The sequence below is a fragment of the Streptomyces sp. NBC_01217 genome (genome assembly GCF_035994185.1).
In the GTDB taxonomy this organism is placed as follows: domain Bacteria; phylum Actinomycetota; class Actinomycetes; order Streptomycetales; family Streptomycetaceae; genus Streptomyces.
The window spans coordinates 4,249,942-4,267,323 of sequence record NZ_CP108538.1; the positions used below are offsets into that span (position 1 = coordinate 4,249,942).

A 17,382-nucleotide genomic window follows, 5' to 3' on the forward strand; every position below is an offset into this window, starting at 1 on the left:
CCCGTCCTACAGGAACGAGTTGATCTCGATGGTCTCGGTGCGGCCGGGGCCGACACCGATCGCGGAGATCGGGGCGCCGGACATCTCCTCCAGCGCCTTCACGTACGCCTGCGCGTTCTTCGGCAGATCGTCGAAGGTCTTGGCCTTCGTGATGTCCTCGGACCAGCCCGGCAGCATCTCGTAGACCGGCTTCGCGTGGTGGAAGTCGGTCTGGCTGTAGGGGAGCTCCTCGACGCGCTTGCCGTCGATCTCGTACGCGACGCACACCGGGATCTGCTCCCAGCCGGTCAGCACGTCCAGCTTGGTGAGGAAGAAGTCGGTGAGGCCGTTGACCCGGGTCGCGTACCGGGCGATCACCGCGTCGAACCAGCCGCAGCGACGGTCGCGGCCGGTGGTGACACCGCGCTCGCCACCGATGCGGCGCAGCGCCTCGCCGTCCTCGTCGAGCAGCTCCGTCGGGAACGGACCGGCACCGACGCGCGTGGTGTACGCCTTGAGGATGCCGATGACCCGGCTGATCTTCGTCGGGCCCACGCCGGCACCGGTGCAGGCGCCGCCCGCGGTCGGGTTCGACGAGGTGACGAAGGGGTACGTGCCGTGGTCGACGTCGAGCAGCGTGCCCTGACCGCCCTCGAAGAGGACGACCTTGCCCTCGTCGATGGCGTTGTTCAGGATGAGCGTCGTGTCGGCGACGTACGGCTTGATCTGCTCCGCGTACTGGAGCATCTCCTCGACGATCTTGCCGGACTCGATGGCGCGGCGGTTGAAGACCTTGGCGAGGAGCTGGTTCTTCTGCTCCAGGGCCGCCTCGACCTTCTGCTCCAGGATCGACTCGTCGTAGAGGTCCTGGACGCGGATGCCCACACGGTTGATCTTGTCGGCGTACGTCGGGCCGATGCCGCGGCCGGTCGTGCCGATCTTGCGCTTGCCGAGGAACCGTTCCGTCACCTTGTCGACGGTGACGTTGTACGGGGTGATCAAATGGGCATTACCGCTGATCAGCAGCTTGGACGTGTCCACGCCGCGATCGTTCAGCCCACTCAGCTCGGAGAGCAGGACAGCCGGGTCGACGACGACACCGTTTCCGATGACCGGGGTACACCCCGGCGAAAGGATTCCGGAGGGGAGGAGATGCAGTGCGTACTTCTGGTCGCCGACGACCACCGTGTGGCCGGCATTGTTGCCGCCTTGGTAGCGCACCACATAGTCCACGGATCCACCGAGGAGGTCGGTGGCCTTTCCCTTGCCCTCGTCACCCCACTGAGCACCGAGCAGCACAAGTGCGGGCACAGGCGTACACCCCTTCCGGGCGGGGCATGTCCAAGGTCAGGGGGCGTACGTAAACGTCGTACATGCCGTACGACGATGTACGACAAGGCCTGAACCGTCGAACCGGGTGCCCCGGAATAGACGAAGCCCCTGGCGCAATAGCGCAAGGGGCTCTTGCACCAAGATGCTACCCGAGGAAGGACCGAGGTGTCGGCTGCCCAGCCCCCCGGCGACGGTGCGCACCAGCTGCTGGTGGTCATCGACCCGGTAGCCCGCCGGACCGACGGCGAGTCCGTCCGTATCGCGAAGGACGTGCTGAGCGCCGGTTCGCACGCCAAGATCTGCCTGCCGGACGGGCCCGAGGAGTTCGCGCGGGCCCTGTCCCGCCGGGGCGGGAGACGTCCGGTGGTGGTCGGCGACGACCGGGCGCTGCGGCGGGCGGTGGCCCTGCTGCACCGGGAGCGCGAGCCCGCCGACGCCGCGCTCGCGCTGATCCCGGTCGGCACCGCGGCCGGGCTGGAGCTCGCCCATTCGCTCGGCGTGCCCCTGGGCGCGGTGGCGGCGGCGCGCACGGCGCTGGACGGCGCCGTGCGCAGGCTCGACCTGCTGGTCGACGACAGCGACGGCATCGTCCTGGGAGCGCTCCACATCCCGGCCCTGAGCGCGCTGCCGCGCGCGGCAGCCGCCCACACGGGGGTCACGGCGGTCTGGGACACCTGCCGCTCCCTGGTCCGCACCCTGGTGCGCCCCACCCCGCCCGCACCCCCCGCCCCGGCGCGCACGCACCGCCTGCGGGTCGAGGCGGACGGCGTCCTGCTGAACGACCTGGACCGCCCGGTCGAGTCGGTGACGGTGACCTCCCAGGGCGGCGACGGCGGCCTCGCGGAGGTGGTGATCCGCCCCGCGTCGTGCGAACCGGTCACGGCGGAGGCCAAGGCCGTCACGGTCTCGGGCGCGGACTTCCGCTACCGCGCGGACATACAGATCGGCGGCCCGGTCCGCACGAGGACATGGACGGTACGGGCGGGGGCCTGGGGACTGATGCTGCCGGTGGGCGAGGCGTAGCCTGCGGCGGCAGCTGCGTCCGGCGGAGGTGCGGGCGGCGCCCCTGGTGGCGGGGCTGAGGGAGTGAGCGCGGCGGGCCGGGCCGTCAGGCCTGGCCGGGGGCGTCGGGCGTCGGGAGGTCGAGGGTTTTGCGGTGTTCGTGCCAGCGGTCCATCATTCCGACCAGCTCCGACTGCACGAACTCGAAGAACGCCGCCGTTTCGGCCAGGCGGGCGCCGGCCGGGGTGTGTTCGCCCAGGGTGCGGGCGCCGTCCTTGAGGGTGTTCTCCCAGCGGGTGAGCACCCGGTCACGCTGGGTGAAGGTGGTGTACCAGACCTCGTCGTGCAGGCGGTAGCGGTCGCGGCGCGAGCCCGGGTCGCGTTCGCGGCCGACCATGCTGACCTGCGTGAGGTAATTGATCGCGCCGGACACGGCCGCCGGGCTGATCCGGAGCGCCAGGGCCAGCTCGGCGGAGGTCATCGACGCGTCGTCGTCCACGAGGAGCGCGGCGAAGACGCGGGACGCCATCCGCTGCATCCCCGCCTCCGTCATGTCCGAGGCGAACCGCTCCACGAATCGCGACACGGCCTCCGCGTCCCGCCCGTCGCGCGTGCTCTGTTCCGTTTCGCTGGTCATGACCCGATCGTCTCCCCTGATTCGCCGGCTCCCGCCGCGCTCGCAAGTTTATACGCTTCCTTAACTTCACAAATTCATGAAAGTAGCGTAGCTTCAAAATCATGACGAAGGCAATCACGGTGGCCGGGCTGCACAAGTCGTTCGGCCGCACGCATGCGCTGGACGGCCTCGACCTCGGGGTCGAGACCGGTGAGGTCCATGGCTTCCTGGGGCCCAACGGCTCCGGGAAGTCCACCACCATCCGGGTGTTACTGGGACTGCTGCGGGCCGACTCCGGCGCCGCCCAGCTGCTCGGCCGCGACCCGTGGAAGGACGCGGTGGAGCTGCACCGCCGGGTGGCGTACGTCCCGGGCGACGTCACGCTGTGGCGCAACCTCTCCGGCGGCGAGGTGATCGATCTGTACGGGCGGCTGCGCGGGGGCCTGGACCGGGCCCGACGTGCCGACCTCGTCGAACGGTTCGAGCTCGACCCGACGAAGAAGGGGCGAACGTACTCCAAGGGCAACCGTCAGAAGGTCGCGCTCGTCGCCGCGTTCGCCTCCGATGTGGATCTGCTGATCCTGGACGAGCCGACGAGCGGGCTCGACCCGCTGATGGAGGAGGTCTTCCAGGACTGCGTCGCCGAGGAGCGTGCGCGCGGGCGGACGATCCTGCTGTCCAGCCACATCCTCAGCGAGGTCGAATCGCTCTGCGACCGCGTCAGCATCATCCGCCAGGGGCAGACGGTGGAGACGGGTTCACTGGCGGACATGCGCCATCTGACGCGTACGAACATCAGCGCCGAACTGGCCGGTGCGCCCAACGGGCTGGCGCATCTGCCCGGCGTCCATGACCTCGACATACAGGGCCTGCGGGTCACCCTCCAGGTCGACACCGACAAGCTGGACGGCGTCCTCAAATCGCTCTCCGCATCGGGCATCCGGACGCTCACCAGCACCCCGCCCACGCTGGAGGAGCTCTTCCTGCGTCATTACGCGACCGACGCGACGGGCAGAACCGGCGCGACGGGCAGCAGCGAGGGCGTGGGGGTGGCGGCGCGATGACTGCCGTGACCACGACCGCACCGGCCGGTGCGGGACGCCGGGCCGGGGCCGGAGCAAGCGCCGGGCAGCTCGCCGGCACCTGGCCCCTGCTGAGGCTCGCGCTGCGGCGCGACCGGATCATGATGCCGATCTGGGTGATCGTGCTCGGCGCCTCCTTCTCCTCCGTCGGGAAGTCCTTCGCCTCGCTGTACGACACCGCCGCCCAGCGTGCCGAGCTGGCCGCGACGATGAACGCCAACAGCTCGCTCCGCGCCCTGTACGGCCCAGTCTTCGACGACTCCGTCGGCGGGCTCGTCAGCTGGCGGATGGTCGGCTTCGGCGGAGCACTGGCCGCCGTGATGAGCCTGATCATCGTCATACGGCACACCAGGGAGGAAGAGGAGACCGGCCGTCAGGAGATGCTCTCCTCCGCCATGGTGGGCCGCCGCGCCCCGCTGACCGCCGCGCTCCTCGCCGCGCTGATCGCCAACACCGCGCTGGCGCTGATGATCGCGGCCTCCATGGCCGGGGCGGGCGCGGGCGGCACCGGAGCGGTGGTGCTCGCGCTGGCGGTCTCCGGGATCGGTGTGCTGTTCGCCTGCACGGCCGCGATCGCCGCGCAGTTCACCGAGAGCGCCCGGCTCGCGAAGGGGCTCACGGCGGCGGTGATCGGCGCCGCGTTCGTCCTGAAGGCGGCGGGCGACTCGGCGACGGACGACGCCTCGTCCGTGCTGACCTGGCTCTCCCCCATCGGCTGGGCGGAGAACGTGCGCGCGTACGCGGACGAACGCTGGTGGGTGCTGCTCGTCATCGCGGCGGCCATCGCGGTCCAGGCCGCCCTCGCGTACGCCCTGGCCGGGCGGCGCGATGTCGGCATGAGCTTCCTGGCGACCCGCCCCGGGCCCGCCCAGGGGCGGATCTCCACGGCGTCCGGCCTCGCGCTGCGGCTCCAGCGCGGCTCACTGATCGGCTGGACGCTCTCCTTCGCCGCGGTCGGTGTCGTCTTCGGCGGGCTGACCGGCGGGGCGGCGGATCTCGTCGGCGACAACGCCAAGACGCAGGAGATCTTCGAGCGGATGGGCGGCCAGTCCGGTCTGACCGACGCGTTCCTCGCCGCGATGGTCTCCATGCTCGGGATGGTCGCCGCGCTGTACATCGTCGCGTCGGTGCTGCGGCTGTACGGCGAGGAAACCGCCGGGCGCGCCGAACCGGTGCTGGCGGGCGGGGTCGGCCGGATCGGTTGGGCGGCCGGTCATCTGGTCATCGCCTTCGGCGGCGCGGCCCTGATCATGGCCGTCGGCGGCCTGGGCCTGGCCGCCGGTTACGGACACGAACTCCCGGCCGTGCTGGGTGCGTCACTGGTGCAGCTGCCCGCGATCTGGCTGCTGGGCGGAGTGACGGTCCTGCTGTACGGAGCATTCCCGAAGGCGGCGGTGGCGTCCTGGGGCGTGGCCGGGATCTGCCTCGCGCTGGGGTGGATCGGGCCCGCGATCGATCTGCCGCAGCCGGTGATGGACATATCGCCGTTCACACACCTGCCGAAGCTGCCGGGGGGCACGGGGATGGAGTGGGGCCCGGTGCTGGCGCTCACCGCGGCCGCTGTGGTGCTGGTGGGGGCCGGGGTGGCGGCGCTGCGGCGGCGCGATGTCCTGACGTGACGGTGGCGGTGGCGGTGGCACGGGGGCGCCGCGGGGCGGGCGGCGGCCCCGGGGTGCAACCACTGCCCGGTGTACCCGCGTCACCCCCGTCATGGAGAACCGACGCGAGACCGTCCATGAAGCCGTCCGCGGGGTCGCCGGATGCCTGGTCGTCGCGGCCGGCGGAGCCGCCGGGATGCTCGCCTGGGCCCCCTACGGGCGGCGCGGCATCTTCGGCGGCTTCGAGGGCGAGTCCGAGTGGAACGTACTGCTGCTCGGGCTGCCGGTCATGACGCTCGGCGGCCTCGCGGCCGGGGCCGCGCTCCTCGCCCTCGTACAGGGAAAGTGGCGGCGGTCGCTCGGGGCGGCGGCGCTCCTCGCCGCCCTCGCGGGCTTCGGGGTGGCATTCGACGTACTGCAGGGCCCGCCGTCGAGCTGCGGTCCGGACTGCTGAGTGCCGGTGCCGGCCCGCCCCTCGGTCACGGCGTCGCCCCGGTCACAGCGCCCCCTCCTCACAGCGTCCCCTCCGTCACAGCTCCACGCGCAGTTCCCTCAGGCCCCTGATCACATAGCCCGGGTTCCACTCCGGCTCGGCCGCCAGCCGCATCTTCGGGGCGCGGCGCAGCAACTCACCGAAGGAAGCCGCCAGTTCGACGCGGGCCAGCGGGGCGCCCAGGCAGAAGTGGATGCCCGCGCCGAAGGTGATGTGCGGGTTCTCCGTGCGGGCCAGGTCCAGGGTGTCCGGGGCCGGGAAGCGGGCCGGGTCGCGGTTGGCGGAGCCGAAGAGCAGGGCCACCTCGGAGCCGCGTGGAATGACCGTCCCGTCGATCTCGATGTCGTCGAGGATCCAGCGTTCGAACATCTGCAGCGGGGTGTCGTACCGCATCAACTCCTCCACCGCCGTGGGCAGCAGCCCGTGGTCGGCGCGCAGGGCCGCGAGTTGCTCGGGGTGGCGCAGCAGCGTCCACCAGCCGTTCACCGTGGTGTTGACCGTCGCCTCGTGGCCCGCGTTGAGCAGCAGCACACAGGTCGAGATCATCTCCTGCTCGCTCAGCCGCTCCCCCTCGTCGTGAGCGGCGATGAGCGCGGAGACCAGATCCGTGCCGGGGTTCCTCCGCCGCTCCTCGATCAACTCGCGCAGATACGCGGAGAAGTCGAGCGACGCGCGGACGGCGGCACGGGCGGTGTCGTCCGACGGGTTCAGTTCAAACATTCCGCAGATCGCCGCCGACCAGGGCCGCAGCGGGGCGCGGTCGGACTGCGGGATGCCGAGCATCTCGGCGATGACGGCCACGGGCAGCGGCTCGGCGACCGCCGTGAGCAGATCCCCGCCGCCCGCCTCGACGAACGAGTCGACCAGCCCGGCCGCCAGCCGCCGTACGGTCGGGACGAGCTGCTCGACCGTGCGCGGGGTGAACGCCTTGGAGACCAGGCGCCGGATGCGGGTGTGGTCGGGGGCCTCCAGATCGAGGAGCCCCTGCCCGTTGAGGGTGTGGAACGGCTCGTGCTCGGCGGGCGGCGGCGTACGGCCGAACTCCTCGTGGGTGAAGCGGTGCAGATACGTACGGCCCAGGCGGCGGTCGCGCAGGAGTGCGGACACATCGGCGTAGTGCGGTACGAGCCACTGGTCGGTCGGCTCGAAGTAGTGCACCCGCCCGGCCGCACGCAGCGCGGCGTAGGCGGGATACGGGTCGGCGACGAACGCCGGGGACCAGGGGTCGAAGAGTGCCGAAGGCGCGGAGGGTGCGGAGGAGTCGTCGGCCGCGGGACGTGAGGACGGGTGCATGTACGGACGCTAACCGGACCCGACGGCCACCGACCACCCACCCGGGACACGGCCGGCTGATCGGGACACGCCCAGCCGCTCAGGACGGCGTGACCAGCCGGGCCTCGTACGCGAAGACCGCCGCCTGCGTACGGTCGCGCAGCCCCAGCTTCACCAGGATGCGGCTCACATGCGTCTTGATGGTGGACTCGGCGACCACCAGATGCGAGGCGATCTCCGCGTTCGACCGGCCCTGCGCGATGAGGACTAGCACCTCCGTCTCGCGCTCCGTGAGGTCGCCGATCCGGGCGAAGGCGGGCGGCCGCGGGGTCTCGGCGAGCTTCGAGAACTCATTGATCAGCCGCTTGGTGACGGTCGGGGCGAGCAGCGCCTCACCGGCGGCCACCACCCGCACCCCGTCGGCGAGCTGACGGGCGGAGGCGTCCTTGAGGAGGAAGCCGGATGCCCCGGCGCGCAGCGCCTGGTACACGTACTCGTCGAGATCGAAGGTGGTCAGCACCAGCACCTTGGCGTCCGCGTCGGCGGCGACGATCTCGCGGGTGGCCTCGATGCCGTTGAGCTCCGGCATCCGGATGTCCATGAGCACCACGTCGGGGCGCAGCGCCGCGACCTGTGCGATGGCCTGCCGGCCGTCGACGGCCTCACCGACGACCTCGATCCCCGGCATGGCGTTGAGCAGCACCGAGAAGCCCTCGCGGACCATCATCTGGTCGTCGACGATCAGCACCCGGATGGAGGGGGCGGCGGGGCTGCTCATGACTGCTCCGCCTGTTCCGCCTGAGCCTTGCGCGGCTCGTGCGACTCGCCCGTGGTGTCGGCGGGCTGGACGGGGATGAACGCGGTGATCTCGTAACCGCCCTCCTCCGTCGCCTCGGCCGTCATGTCGCCGCCCAGCATCGCGACCCTCTCCCGCATCCCCGTGATCCCGTGACCGGCCCCCTGCGAGGGCTTCACCGGAGCGGTGGGCGGCCCGTTGACCACCCGCAGACCGAGACCGCCCAGCACATAGCCGATCTCCACCTTGGCGTCGGCGCCCGGCGCGTGCCGCAGCGTGTTGCTGAGGGCTTCCTGAATGATCCGGTACGCCGACAGCTCGACGCCCTGCGGCAGTTCACGTACCGCGCCGGTGACCGTCTTCTCCGTCTCCAGGCCCGCCTCGCGCACATTGGCGAGGAGCCCGTCGAGCTGGGCGAGGGTGGGCTGCGGGGCGTCCGGCGCCTGGTAGTCCTCGGCCCGTACGACGCCGAGGACCCGGCGCAGTTCGGTGAGTGCGGCGACCGCGTTCTCCCGGATCGTGACGAAGGCCTGCTCCAGCTCGGGCGGCGGGTTCTCCACCCGGTACGGGGCGGCCTCGGCCTGGATCGCGACGACCGACATGTGGTGGGCGACCACGTCGTGCAGTTCGCGGGCGATGGTGGTGCGCTCCTCCAGCAGCGTGCGCCGGTCGCGTTCGACGGCGGTCACGGTGCGCTGCACGGTCACCTCGCGCTCCGCCTCCCGGCGGGTCTGCACGACGGTCACCACGAGCAGGGCGAACGCGGAGGTCACGGCCATGGGCCCGGTGGTCGACGAGTAGTGCCAGCCGAAATTCTCCAGGAAGGTGCCGAGCACCAGGGTCAGGACCCACATCCAGGCGGCGGTACGCGGCCGGGTCCGGGCCGCGACCACGACGAGCACCACCAGGTGCGAGAGCAACATGCTCGGCACCCACGGCCAGTCGCCGCCGGTGACCACGGCTGTCACCGGAGTGAGCGCCATCGACATCCAGAACGCGCCGACCGGCCGGACCAGCGTCATCCCGACGGTCAGCGCCGGGAGCAGCCCGGTCACGATGATCTCGATCCCGGACCCGATCCCGGAACTGTTCGTTGTGCCGATGCCTATGAGGAACGTGATCAGTGCGGCAAAACCGACCAGCGCGTGCGGCGTCCATGCGGCCCGCGCGCGCATCCGCTCGGACAGCCGCCGGGTCAGCGCCCCGTCGGTCCGCATGGGCGCCAGCGGACGGTAGGCGAACGCATCGTGGAAGAGGTCCTGCCGCAGGCCGCCTACCGCCCCTGCGGCCAGCCGGAACTCGGGGCTTCTGGTCCTGTTGGTCTCGGTCACGATCCCAAGGTAGGCGGCCCGGCCCACGGCGTCGTCAGCAGTGATACGGATCCTGCGCCGTCCGTCGCAAGTACTATGCGCCGGGCGCCCTTCCCCCCGCCGCTCACCAGGCCAGCTGTGCGAGCTCCTCCGCCACCACCGCGCACGCGTCGCTCGCCGGGTCGATCAGCGGGAAGTGGCCCACGCCGGGCAGCAGGGTCAGGCCCACCGTCTCCCCCGCCTTCGCCGCCGCGTCGACGAACGCCTCGGAAACGGCCTTGGGCACATCTGCATCGGTGGTTCCCTGCACCACGGTGGTCGCGATCCCGGTGGGCAGCAGCACGGCCGGGTCGGCGTGCGCGGACCGCTCGTCGAAGTCGTCCGCGCGGCCCAGGAACTGGCCGACCGCCCCCGAGCAGACGTCCAGCTCGACGGCCGTGGCGAAGTCGGCGATCGGCGCGAGGGCGACGACGCCCCGCAGCGGCGGCGGCGCGGGCAGCCGCCACGGCGAGCCCTCGGGCAGTACGTGCCGGGCGGCGGCCCACAGGGCAAGCTGCCCGCCCGCGGAGTGCCCGGTGACGACGATCCGCCGGGCATCGGCCTCCGGAAGCACCACGGCCAGCAGCCCGGGCAGCGCGTCCATCGCCGCGGCGACATCGTCGAAGGTCTCCGGCCAGCGGCCCGCCACCGGACCGGAGCCCCGCTGCTGCGGGATCTCGCTGCCGCGCCGGTACTCGACACTGGCGACGGCGAAACCGCGCCGGGCCAGGAAGTCCGCGAACGGCGACACATGCTGCCGGTCGTACGGCGCCCGCCACGCCCCGCCGTGCAGGAGAACCACGACCGGCGCACCGGTCCGGCCGTCGCGCGGGGCGTAGAAGTCGATCAACTGGTCGGGGTGGCTGCCGTAGGCGGCAGACGCATCGGGGGCGACCGGAGGGTGCGAGAGTGCCGACTCGGCCTCGGCTGCGTCACGATCACGCGCGGCAGAATCCGACATGCTGCTCCAACCGTCCTGTACCGAGCCCAACCGGATCTGGGCTCAACTGGCCTGACCTGCGGGGACGGTACCAGTACGGAAGGCTCCCGTCCCCGCCGGCAGATCACTGCAGAGGCTCGCCCACTAGCCCTCCAGCGCCTCGCCGAGCACCTCGCCCAGCACCCGCGCCGCCCGCTCCACGTCGGCGAAGCCCACGTACAGCGGGGTGAACCCGAATCGCAGCACGTCAGGGCGGCGCAGATCCCCGACGACGCCCCGTGCGATGAGCGCGCTCATCACCGGTTCCGCGTCCGCGCACCGCAGTGCGACCTGGCTGCCGCGCTCGGCGTGCGCGTCCGGAGTGATGGAGGTGACCCGGCCCTCGGGCGCGTACGCCGCGACGCACTCCAGGAAGAAGTCCGTCAGCGCCAGGGACTTGGCCCGTACCGCCTCGATCGACACCCCGTTCCACACGTCCAGCGACGCTTCGAGCGCCAGCATGGAGAGGATGTCGGGGGTGCCGACCCGGCCCCGTACGGCGCCGTCCGCCGGGGCGTACCCGGGGGCCATGCCGAACGGGTCGGCGTGCGACGTCCACCCCGGCAGCGGCGAGTCGAAGGCCGCCTGGTGGCGCTCGGCGACGTACAGATAGGCGGGCGAACCGGGGCCGCCGTTGAGGTACTTGTACGTGCAGCCGACCGCGAGGTCCACGCCGTGCTCGTCCAGGCCCACGGGCAGGGCGCCCGCGCTGTGGCACAGGTCCCACACGGCGAGGCCGCCCGCCGCGTGCACGGCGGCGGTGAGTCCGGGCAGGTCGTGGAGCCTGCCGGTGCGGTAGTCGACATGGTTGAGCAGGACGGCCGCGGTACGGGCGCCCAGCGCGTCCGGCACCTCGGCGGGGGCGACCGGGACGAGCCGGTGGCCGGTCATCCGGGCGGCGGACGCGGCGATGTACCCGTCCGTGGGGAAGGTCGTCGCGTCGACGAGGATCTCGTCGCGCCCCTGGGGCGCCAGCCGGCTCGCGGCGACGACGGCCTTGAAGACGTTCACGCTGGTGGAGTCGCCGACGACGATCTGCCCGGCGGCGGCCCCGACGAGCGGGGAGATCCGGTCGCCGATCCGCTCCGGCGCGGTCCACCAGCCGCTCTCGTCCCAGGACCGGATGCGCAGCTCGCCCCACTCGCGGGTGAGGACCTCCTGCACCCGGGCGGGTACATGAGCGGGCAGCGCACCGAGCGAGTTGCCGTCGAGGTAGACGGTGTCGTCGAGGGTGAACAGCTTGCGCAGATCGGCGAGCTGATCGGCGGCGTCGAGTGCCGCGGCCCGCGCGGCGAAGGTCTCAGACATGGCTGCGCGCCGTCCACAGCTCGGGGAAGACGTTCTTCGTGGCCCGTTTCTCCAGCCACGCGACCCCGGCGGAACCGCCGGTCCCGGTCTTCGAGCCCATCGCGCGCCGGGTGGCGACGAGATGGTCGTTGCGCCAGCGCCACACCAGTTCGCCGACGTCGGTGAGCGCCTCGCCGAGCCGGACCAGCTCGTCGTGCTGGTCGGGGTTGGCGTAGATCTCCGCCCAGATGGTCTCGACCTCGGGCGACGGCTCGTACTTCTGCGTCAGGTCCCGGCCGAGCACGGCCTGCGGTACGGCGTGCCCGCGCCGGGCGAGCAGGGCGAGCACCTCGTCGTACAGGCTCGGCTCGGCGAGCGCCTTCTCCAACTCGGCGTGGACACGGGGCGCACCCCGGTGCGGCACGAGCATGGACGCCGACTTGTCGCCGAGCAGGAACTCCATCCGCCGGTACATCGCCGACTGGAAGCCGGAGCCCTCACCGAGGGCGGCGCGGTAGGAGTTGAACTGGGCGGGGGTGAGCTGGGCGAGCGGCGTCCAGGAGGCGTTGAGCGCCTCCAGTTCCCGCACCGACCGCTTGAGCGCATCGCGTGCGACGGGCAGCCGGTTCTCGCGCAGGGCGTGCGCGGCGGTCTCCCACTCGTGGACGATGACGGTGAACCACAGTTCCATGACCTGGGTGGTGACCAGGAAGACCATTTCGCCCGGGTCGTCGGAGCGAAGGTGCTGGAGATGGGTCAGGACATCCGCCTGGACATAGTCCTCGTACGGAGTCGTTCCCGCGAAGTCGAGGTGCGGGGTCTGCGCACCGGTGGCTTCGGGGTCGGGGTGGATCGTCGACATTTCTGTCTCCTCGACACGAGCTTCCGGGTAGCGGTCCGCCCCTTCCGTGAGGTGATGGAGCTCCGGTCCCCTGCCCGCATCCTAGACGGAGCCCGCGGGAGCGCGCAGACCCCGCGGATGCCGGTGCATCCGCGGGGTCCGTGACGATGCTCCGGGCTCTCAGCCCAGGGTCTCGGCGGCGGTCGGCGAGGAGTCGCGCAGGAACGTCGAGCAGCGCTCGTACTCCTCCTGCTCTCCGATCGCCTGGGCGGCCCGCGCCAGGGCGTGCAGGGCGCGCAGGAAGCCGCGGTTCGGCTCGTGCTCGAACGGTACGGGGCCGTGGCCCTTCCAGCCGGCCCTGCGCAGCGCGTCGAGGCCGCGGTGGTAGCCGGTGCGGGCATAGGCGTACGACTCGATGACGCGGCCGCCCTCGAACGCCTCGTCGGCGAGCTGTGCCCAGGCCAGGGAGGAGGTCGGGTACTTCGCGGCGACGTCGGCGGGGGGCGTGCCGTTCGCGAGCAGCTCGCGCGGCTCGGGGTCGTCGGGCAGGTGGGTCGGGGGAGGCCCCCCGAGCAGGTTCTCGTGGATCGACATGGGTTCAAGTGTGCCTGGCACATGCGCGCCGGGGGTACCCGGCCGGCGCGCGGAGATCAGCCCGCGCCGGGTGTGTCCGGCTTCCCCGGCAGGGGCCCGTTCCCGCCCGGCTTCCCCAGGAAGGGGCCGCCCCCGCCCGGCCGCCCCGCCTCCCCGGGGGCGGGTTCCAGGGGCGGGGAGACGATGCCGCAGTGCACCGTGCACTCGGGGCGCGCCTTCTCCTTCTCGCCCGCCGTCACAGGAGGCTTCCGTACGGTCGCCCAGGCGATCAGCGAACCGAGCACGAGCAGCCCGGCACACATCGGCATGGCCCGCCGGAACGTCGCTGCGAACTCGCCGGGGTCCCGGTACGCCTCCGGACCCATCCCGGCGAGCAGCGGCAGCGCGGCCACCGCGATCAGTCCGGCGGCGCGGGCGGCCGCGTTGTTGATCCCGCTGGCGAGACCGGCCCGTGCGGTGTCCACGGAGGCCAGTACGGTCGCGGTGAGCGGTGCGACCACGGTGACGAGCCCGACGCCGAGCACACCGACCGCGGGGAGCACATCGCTGAAGTAGGCGGAGGCGGTACTCGACCCCGGCCCGACCCGCAGCATCAGCAGCATTCCGGCGGCGGCGATCAGCGGTCCGACGGTGAGCGGGATGCGGGGCCCGATGCGCTGGCCCAGCTCGCCCGCGGAGGCCGAGAAGAGCAGCATCAGCACGGTCGTCGGCAGCAGGGCCGTGCCCGCGCCGAGGGCCGAGTACCCGGCCACGACCTGGAGCTGGATCGCGGAGAGGAAGAAGTAGCCGCCGAGCGCCGCGTACACACACAGGGTGATGATGTTGACGACGGTGAACTGCCGGGACGCGAAGACCGACGGTGGCAGCATCGGGTCCTTCCGCCGCCGCTCCACCTGTACGAACACCGCCCCGAGCACGATCCCGCCGACGGCGGACCCGATCACCACGCCGGACGCCCCCCGGCCCGGCGCCTCGATCAGCGCATAGGTCACCAGGGCGAGGGCCAGCGCACCGAGGACGGCGCCCAGCACGTCGAAGCGCCCGTGTGCTTCCGGGGCGCGCGATTCCGGTACGTGGCGCAGCGCCACCGGCAGACAGACCGCGGCGACCGGCACGTTGAGCAGGAACACCCACCGCCAGCCGGGTCCGTCGACGAGCCAGCCGCCGACGAACGGCCCGATGGCGGCCCCGACCCCGCCGAACCCCGACCACAGCCCGACCGCGCGGGCCCGGTCGTCGGGATGGAAGCTCGCCTGGATCAGCGCCAGCGAGCCGGGCGTGAGGAGCGCCCCGCCGATGCCCTGGAGAGCGCGGGCGGCGATCAGCACCGCGGCGTTCGGCGCGATGCCGCACAGCACGGACGCGGCGGCGAACCAGACGACACCGACGGCGAAGACCCGCCGCCGCCCGTACCGGTCGCCCAGGGAGCCGCCGAGGAGGATCAGCCCGGCGAGGGTCAGCATGTAGGCGTTGACGGTCCACTGGAGGGCGGCCAGGTCGGTGCCGAGGTCCTTGCCGATGCGGGGCAGGGCCACGTTGATGACGGTGGAGTCCAGCATGGCCATGCTGGAGCCGAGGACGGTGGTGAGGATGACCCAGCGTCCGGTGGGGGAGGCGACGCGGATGGCCCCCGTCTCTGCGTCAGGCATACGAGCAGCATGGCCGCTCCCCGCCGGGAAGGCCATCGGGACGGGGCACCGTAAGCCGGCCGGGGCGCCGGCGCAGTCGTCGAAGGCTCCCGTGCACGCGGCACGGAATCCCCTACGCCCCCGCTTCCGCCACCGCCCGTACCCCCCGGATCAGCGCCTCCACGCCCGCCTCCGCCTTGGAGCGCGGGCACCCGACGTTCAGTCGCACGAAGCCCTCCGCCCCGTACACCGCGCCCGGCATCACCGCGATCTTCTCGTGCTCGATCAGCACCCGCTGCAACGCCTCGTCGTCGGTGACGCCCGCCGGGCGCAGGTCGATCCAGGCCAGATAGCCGGCCTGCGGAGGCTCCCATCCGAGCTCCGGGAACGCCTTGTTGAGCCGGTCCGCGACCAGCGCCAGATTCCCGGCGACATACGCGCGGACCTCGTCCAGCCACGCCCCGCCCTCCCGGTACGCGGCGATGTGCGCGGTCAGGGACAGCACCGCCGGGGAGGCGAGCCCCTCCGCCGTCTCCATCCGGCGCAGGAACTCCGCCCGGTCGGCCGGATCGCCGATCAGCCCGTACGAGCCGGTCAGCGCCGGGAAGTTGAACGCCTTCGACGCGGAGGTGATCAGCGCCCAGCGCCCCTCGCCCCCGACCCGCGTCCACGGCACATGCACCTGCTCCCCGTGCACGAAGTCCGCGTGGATCTCGTCGCTGATCACCGCGACCCCGTGCCGGGCGGCGAGCGCCGCCATCCCGCCCAGTTCGGCCTCCGTCCACACCCGGCCCGTCGGATTGTGCGGCGAGCACACGAGAAGGACCTTGCTGTCGCGGCGGGCGAGCTCGCGTTCCAGCGCGCCGGTGTCCCCCACCGGTACACCCCGCAGCTCGCGCCCGAGCCCGGTGATCGCCTTGCGAAAACCGTCGTACGTCGGGGTGTGGACGACCACGCCCTCGCCCTCGGCCGTCCACATCTGCAGCAGCTGCGAGAGCTGGCTGAGCACGGACGGCGCGTACACCAGCTGCCCGGTGTCGATCCGTGTCCCGTACCGGGTCGCGTACCAGTGGGCTATCGCCGAGCGGAAGTCGTCCTGCTGCCAGGTCGTGTAGCCGAACACCCCGTGGTCGAGCCGGGCCCGCAGTGCGCTCAGCACCTGCGGGGCGGTCTCGAAGTCCATGTCGGAGATGGTGAACGGCAGCAGTCCGTCCACTCCGAACCGGTCCGCGACCCCGTCCCACTGGACGCACCAGGTGCCCCGGCGGTCGACGACGGTGTCGAAGTCATAGCGGGCGGTGGAACTCACGGGGATTCCTCACGTCTTCTCTCGGACATGCCGTGGGCCCGGCACCCCAGGGGTACCGGGCCCACGGCCACACTTCGTACCGGCCGCTACTTCAGCTTGGTGCCGGTGGAACGCAGGTTGGCGCAGGCCTCCGTGACGCGCTTGGCCATGCCGGCCTCGGCGGACTTGCCCCAGCTGCGCGGGTCGTAGACCTTCTTGTTGCCGACTTCGCCGTCGACCTTCAGCACACCGTCGTAGTTGCGGAACACGTGGTCCACGATCGGGCGGGTGAAGGCGTACTGGGTGTCGGTGTCGAGGTTCATCTTCACGACGCCGTTCTCCAGCGCTGTGGCGATCTCCTGCTCGGTGGAGCCGGAGCCGCCGTGGAAGACGAAGTCGAAGGGGGACGACTTGCCGTACTTGGCGGCGACGCCCTCCTGGAGGTCCTTCAGCAGCTCGGGACGGAGCACGACGTTGCCCGGCTTGTAGACGCCGTGGACGTTGCCGAAGGAGGCGGCCAGCAGGTAGCGGCCCTTCTCGCCCAGACCGAGCGCCTCGGCGGTGCGCAGCGCGTCGTCGACGGTGGTGTACAGCTCGTCGTTGATCTCGTGCGTGACGCCGTCCTCCTCGCCGCCGGTCGGGGTGATCTCGACCTCAAGGATGATCTTGGCAGCGGCGGCCTTGGCGAGCAGCTCCTGGCCGATGGCCAGGTTGTCGGCGAGGGTCTCGGCCGAGCCGTCCCACATGTGCGACTGGAACAGCGGGTTCTGACCCTTGGCGACGCGCTCGGCGGAGATGTCGAGCAGCGGACGCACGTAACCGTCCAGCTTGTCCTTGGGGCAGTGGTCGGTGTGCAGCGCGACCGTGACGTCGTACTTGGCGGCGACGATGTGCGCGAACTCGGCGAGGGCGACGGCGCCCGTGACCATGTCCTTGTTGTGCTGGCCGCCCAGGAACTCCGCCCCACCGGTGGAGATCTGGACGATGCCGTCGCTCTCCGCCTCCGCGAAGCCGCGCAGTGCAGCGTGCAGGGTCTGGGTCGACGTCACATTGATGGCCGGGTAGGCGAACTTGCCTGCCTTCGCCCGGTCGAGCATCTCGGCGTAGACCTCGGGGGTTGCGATGGGCATCTGTCCGCTCCTTGGGATGTGCGGGTGTGCGTTGCTGGTTCCCTGACCTGGGGGCGACGTCATCGTCGCCCCCATCTTCCCAGACTCTCGCTCCGGCTCCACCCGGCCTGCTCCCC

Annotated in this window: 16 protein-coding genes; 4 read left to right on the forward strand and 12 right to left on the reverse strand. The window is 71.7% G+C overall.

Going from position 1 to position 17,382, the window contains the following annotated elements; genetic code table 11:
- Window positions 1–6: 6 nt before the first annotated feature.
- Window positions 7–1,290 carry an adenylosuccinate synthase gene (locus tag OG507_RS18625; protein ID WP_327368317.1) on the reverse strand — a complete coding sequence of 428 codons (1,284 nt, stop codon included), beginning with the start codon at window positions 1,288–1,290 and terminating at the stop codon, window positions 7–9.
- Window positions 1,291–1,476: 186 nt separating this feature from the next.
- Between OG507_RS18625 and OG507_RS18630 the strand changes: the two genes are divergently transcribed.
- Complete coding sequence (locus tag OG507_RS18630) at window positions 1,477–2,334, forward strand: diacylglycerol kinase family protein (protein ID WP_327368318.1); 858 nt, start codon at window positions 1,477–1,479, stop codon at window positions 2,332–2,334.
- Between the two features lie 85 nt (window positions 2,335–2,419).
- Here OG507_RS18630 and OG507_RS18635 read toward each other — a convergent pair whose 3' ends face one another.
- Window positions 2,420–2,950, reverse strand: coding sequence for a GbsR/MarR family transcriptional regulator (locus tag OG507_RS18635; protein ID WP_327368319.1), 531 nt, complete (start codon window positions 2,948–2,950; stop codon window positions 2,420–2,422).
- Between the two features lie 101 nt (window positions 2,951–3,051).
- Between OG507_RS18635 and OG507_RS18640 the strand changes: the two genes are divergently transcribed.
- The 3 genes from OG507_RS18640 to OG507_RS18650 all read left to right on the forward strand — a co-directional run bounded on the left by OG507_RS18640 (window position 3,052) and on the right by OG507_RS18650 (window position 6,063).
- Window positions 3,052–3,993: an ABC transporter ATP-binding protein gene (locus OG507_RS18640; protein WP_327368320.1), complete on the forward strand. Its 942-nt coding sequence runs from the start codon at window positions 3,052–3,054 to the stop codon at window positions 3,991–3,993.
- The gene (locus OG507_RS18645; RefSeq protein ID WP_327368321.1) at window positions 3,990–5,630 is read left to right on the forward strand and encodes an ABC transporter permease; all 1,641 of its coding nucleotides are present in this window, start codon (window positions 3,990–3,992) and stop codon (window positions 5,628–5,630) included. The genes OG507_RS18640 and OG507_RS18645 overlap by 4 nt, the downstream gene beginning before the upstream one ends.
- Window positions 5,631–5,721: 91 nt before the next feature.
- The gene (locus OG507_RS18650; protein WP_327368322.1) at window positions 5,722–6,063 is read left to right on the forward strand and encodes a hypothetical protein; all 342 of its coding nucleotides are present in this window, start codon (window positions 5,722–5,724) and stop codon (window positions 6,061–6,063) included.
- A 75-nt stretch (window positions 6,064–6,138) separates the two neighbouring features.
- On the opposite strand, the gene OG507_RS18655 is transcribed toward OG507_RS18650, so the two are convergent.
- From OG507_RS18655 to fbaA, 10 genes are all read right to left on the reverse strand, one after another.
- Window positions 6,139–7,395, reverse strand: coding sequence for a cytochrome P450 (locus OG507_RS18655; protein WP_327368323.1), 1,257 nt, complete (start codon window positions 7,393–7,395; stop codon window positions 6,139–6,141).
- Between the two features lie 79 nt (window positions 7,396–7,474).
- The gene (locus tag OG507_RS18660; RefSeq protein WP_327368324.1) at window positions 7,475–8,152 is read right to left on the reverse strand and encodes a response regulator transcription factor; all 678 of its coding nucleotides are present in this window, start codon (window positions 8,150–8,152) and stop codon (window positions 7,475–7,477) included.
- Window positions 8,149–9,501: a sensor histidine kinase gene (locus OG507_RS18665; RefSeq protein WP_327368325.1), complete on the reverse strand. Its 1,353-nt coding sequence runs from the start codon at window positions 9,499–9,501 to the stop codon at window positions 8,149–8,151. The genes OG507_RS18660 and OG507_RS18665 overlap by 4 nt, the downstream gene beginning before the upstream one ends.
- 103 nt (window positions 9,502–9,604) lie before the next feature.
- Window positions 9,605–10,480 (reverse strand): alpha/beta hydrolase family protein, encoded by an 876-nt coding sequence (locus tag OG507_RS18670; RefSeq protein ID WP_327368326.1) that lies wholly within the window; start codon window positions 10,478–10,480, stop codon window positions 9,605–9,607.
- Between the two features lie 123 nt (window positions 10,481–10,603).
- Entirely contained in the window at window positions 10,604–11,806 is a 1,203-nt protein-coding gene (gene kynU / locus OG507_RS18675; RefSeq protein ID WP_327368327.1) for a kynureninase, read from the reverse strand.
- The gene (locus OG507_RS18680) at window positions 11,799–12,647 is read right to left on the reverse strand and encodes a tryptophan 2,3-dioxygenase family protein (RefSeq protein ID WP_327368328.1); all 849 of its coding nucleotides are present in this window, start codon (window positions 12,645–12,647) and stop codon (window positions 11,799–11,801) included. The genes kynU and OG507_RS18680 overlap by 8 nt, the downstream gene beginning before the upstream one ends.
- A gap of 159 nt (window positions 12,648–12,806) precedes the next feature.
- The gene (locus tag OG507_RS18685; RefSeq protein ID WP_327368329.1) at window positions 12,807–13,220 is read right to left on the reverse strand and encodes a DUF3151 domain-containing protein; all 414 of its coding nucleotides are present in this window, start codon (window positions 13,218–13,220) and stop codon (window positions 12,807–12,809) included.
- Window positions 13,221–13,276: 56 nt separating this feature from the next.
- A complete protein-coding gene (locus OG507_RS18690; RefSeq protein WP_327368330.1) occupies window positions 13,277–14,869 on the reverse strand; it encodes an MFS transporter in 1,593 nt (530 codons plus the stop codon).
- A gap of 112 nt (window positions 14,870–14,981) precedes the next feature.
- Window positions 14,982–16,157: a MalY/PatB family protein gene (locus tag OG507_RS18695; protein WP_327368331.1), complete on the reverse strand. Its 1,176-nt coding sequence runs from the start codon at window positions 16,155–16,157 to the stop codon at window positions 14,982–14,984.
- 86 nt (window positions 16,158–16,243) lie between these two features.
- Window positions 16,244–17,266 (reverse strand): class II fructose-bisphosphate aldolase, encoded by a 1,023-nt coding sequence (gene fbaA, locus OG507_RS18700; protein WP_327368332.1) that lies wholly within the window; start codon window positions 17,264–17,266, stop codon window positions 16,244–16,246.
- Window positions 17,267–17,382 lie beyond the last annotated feature (116 nt).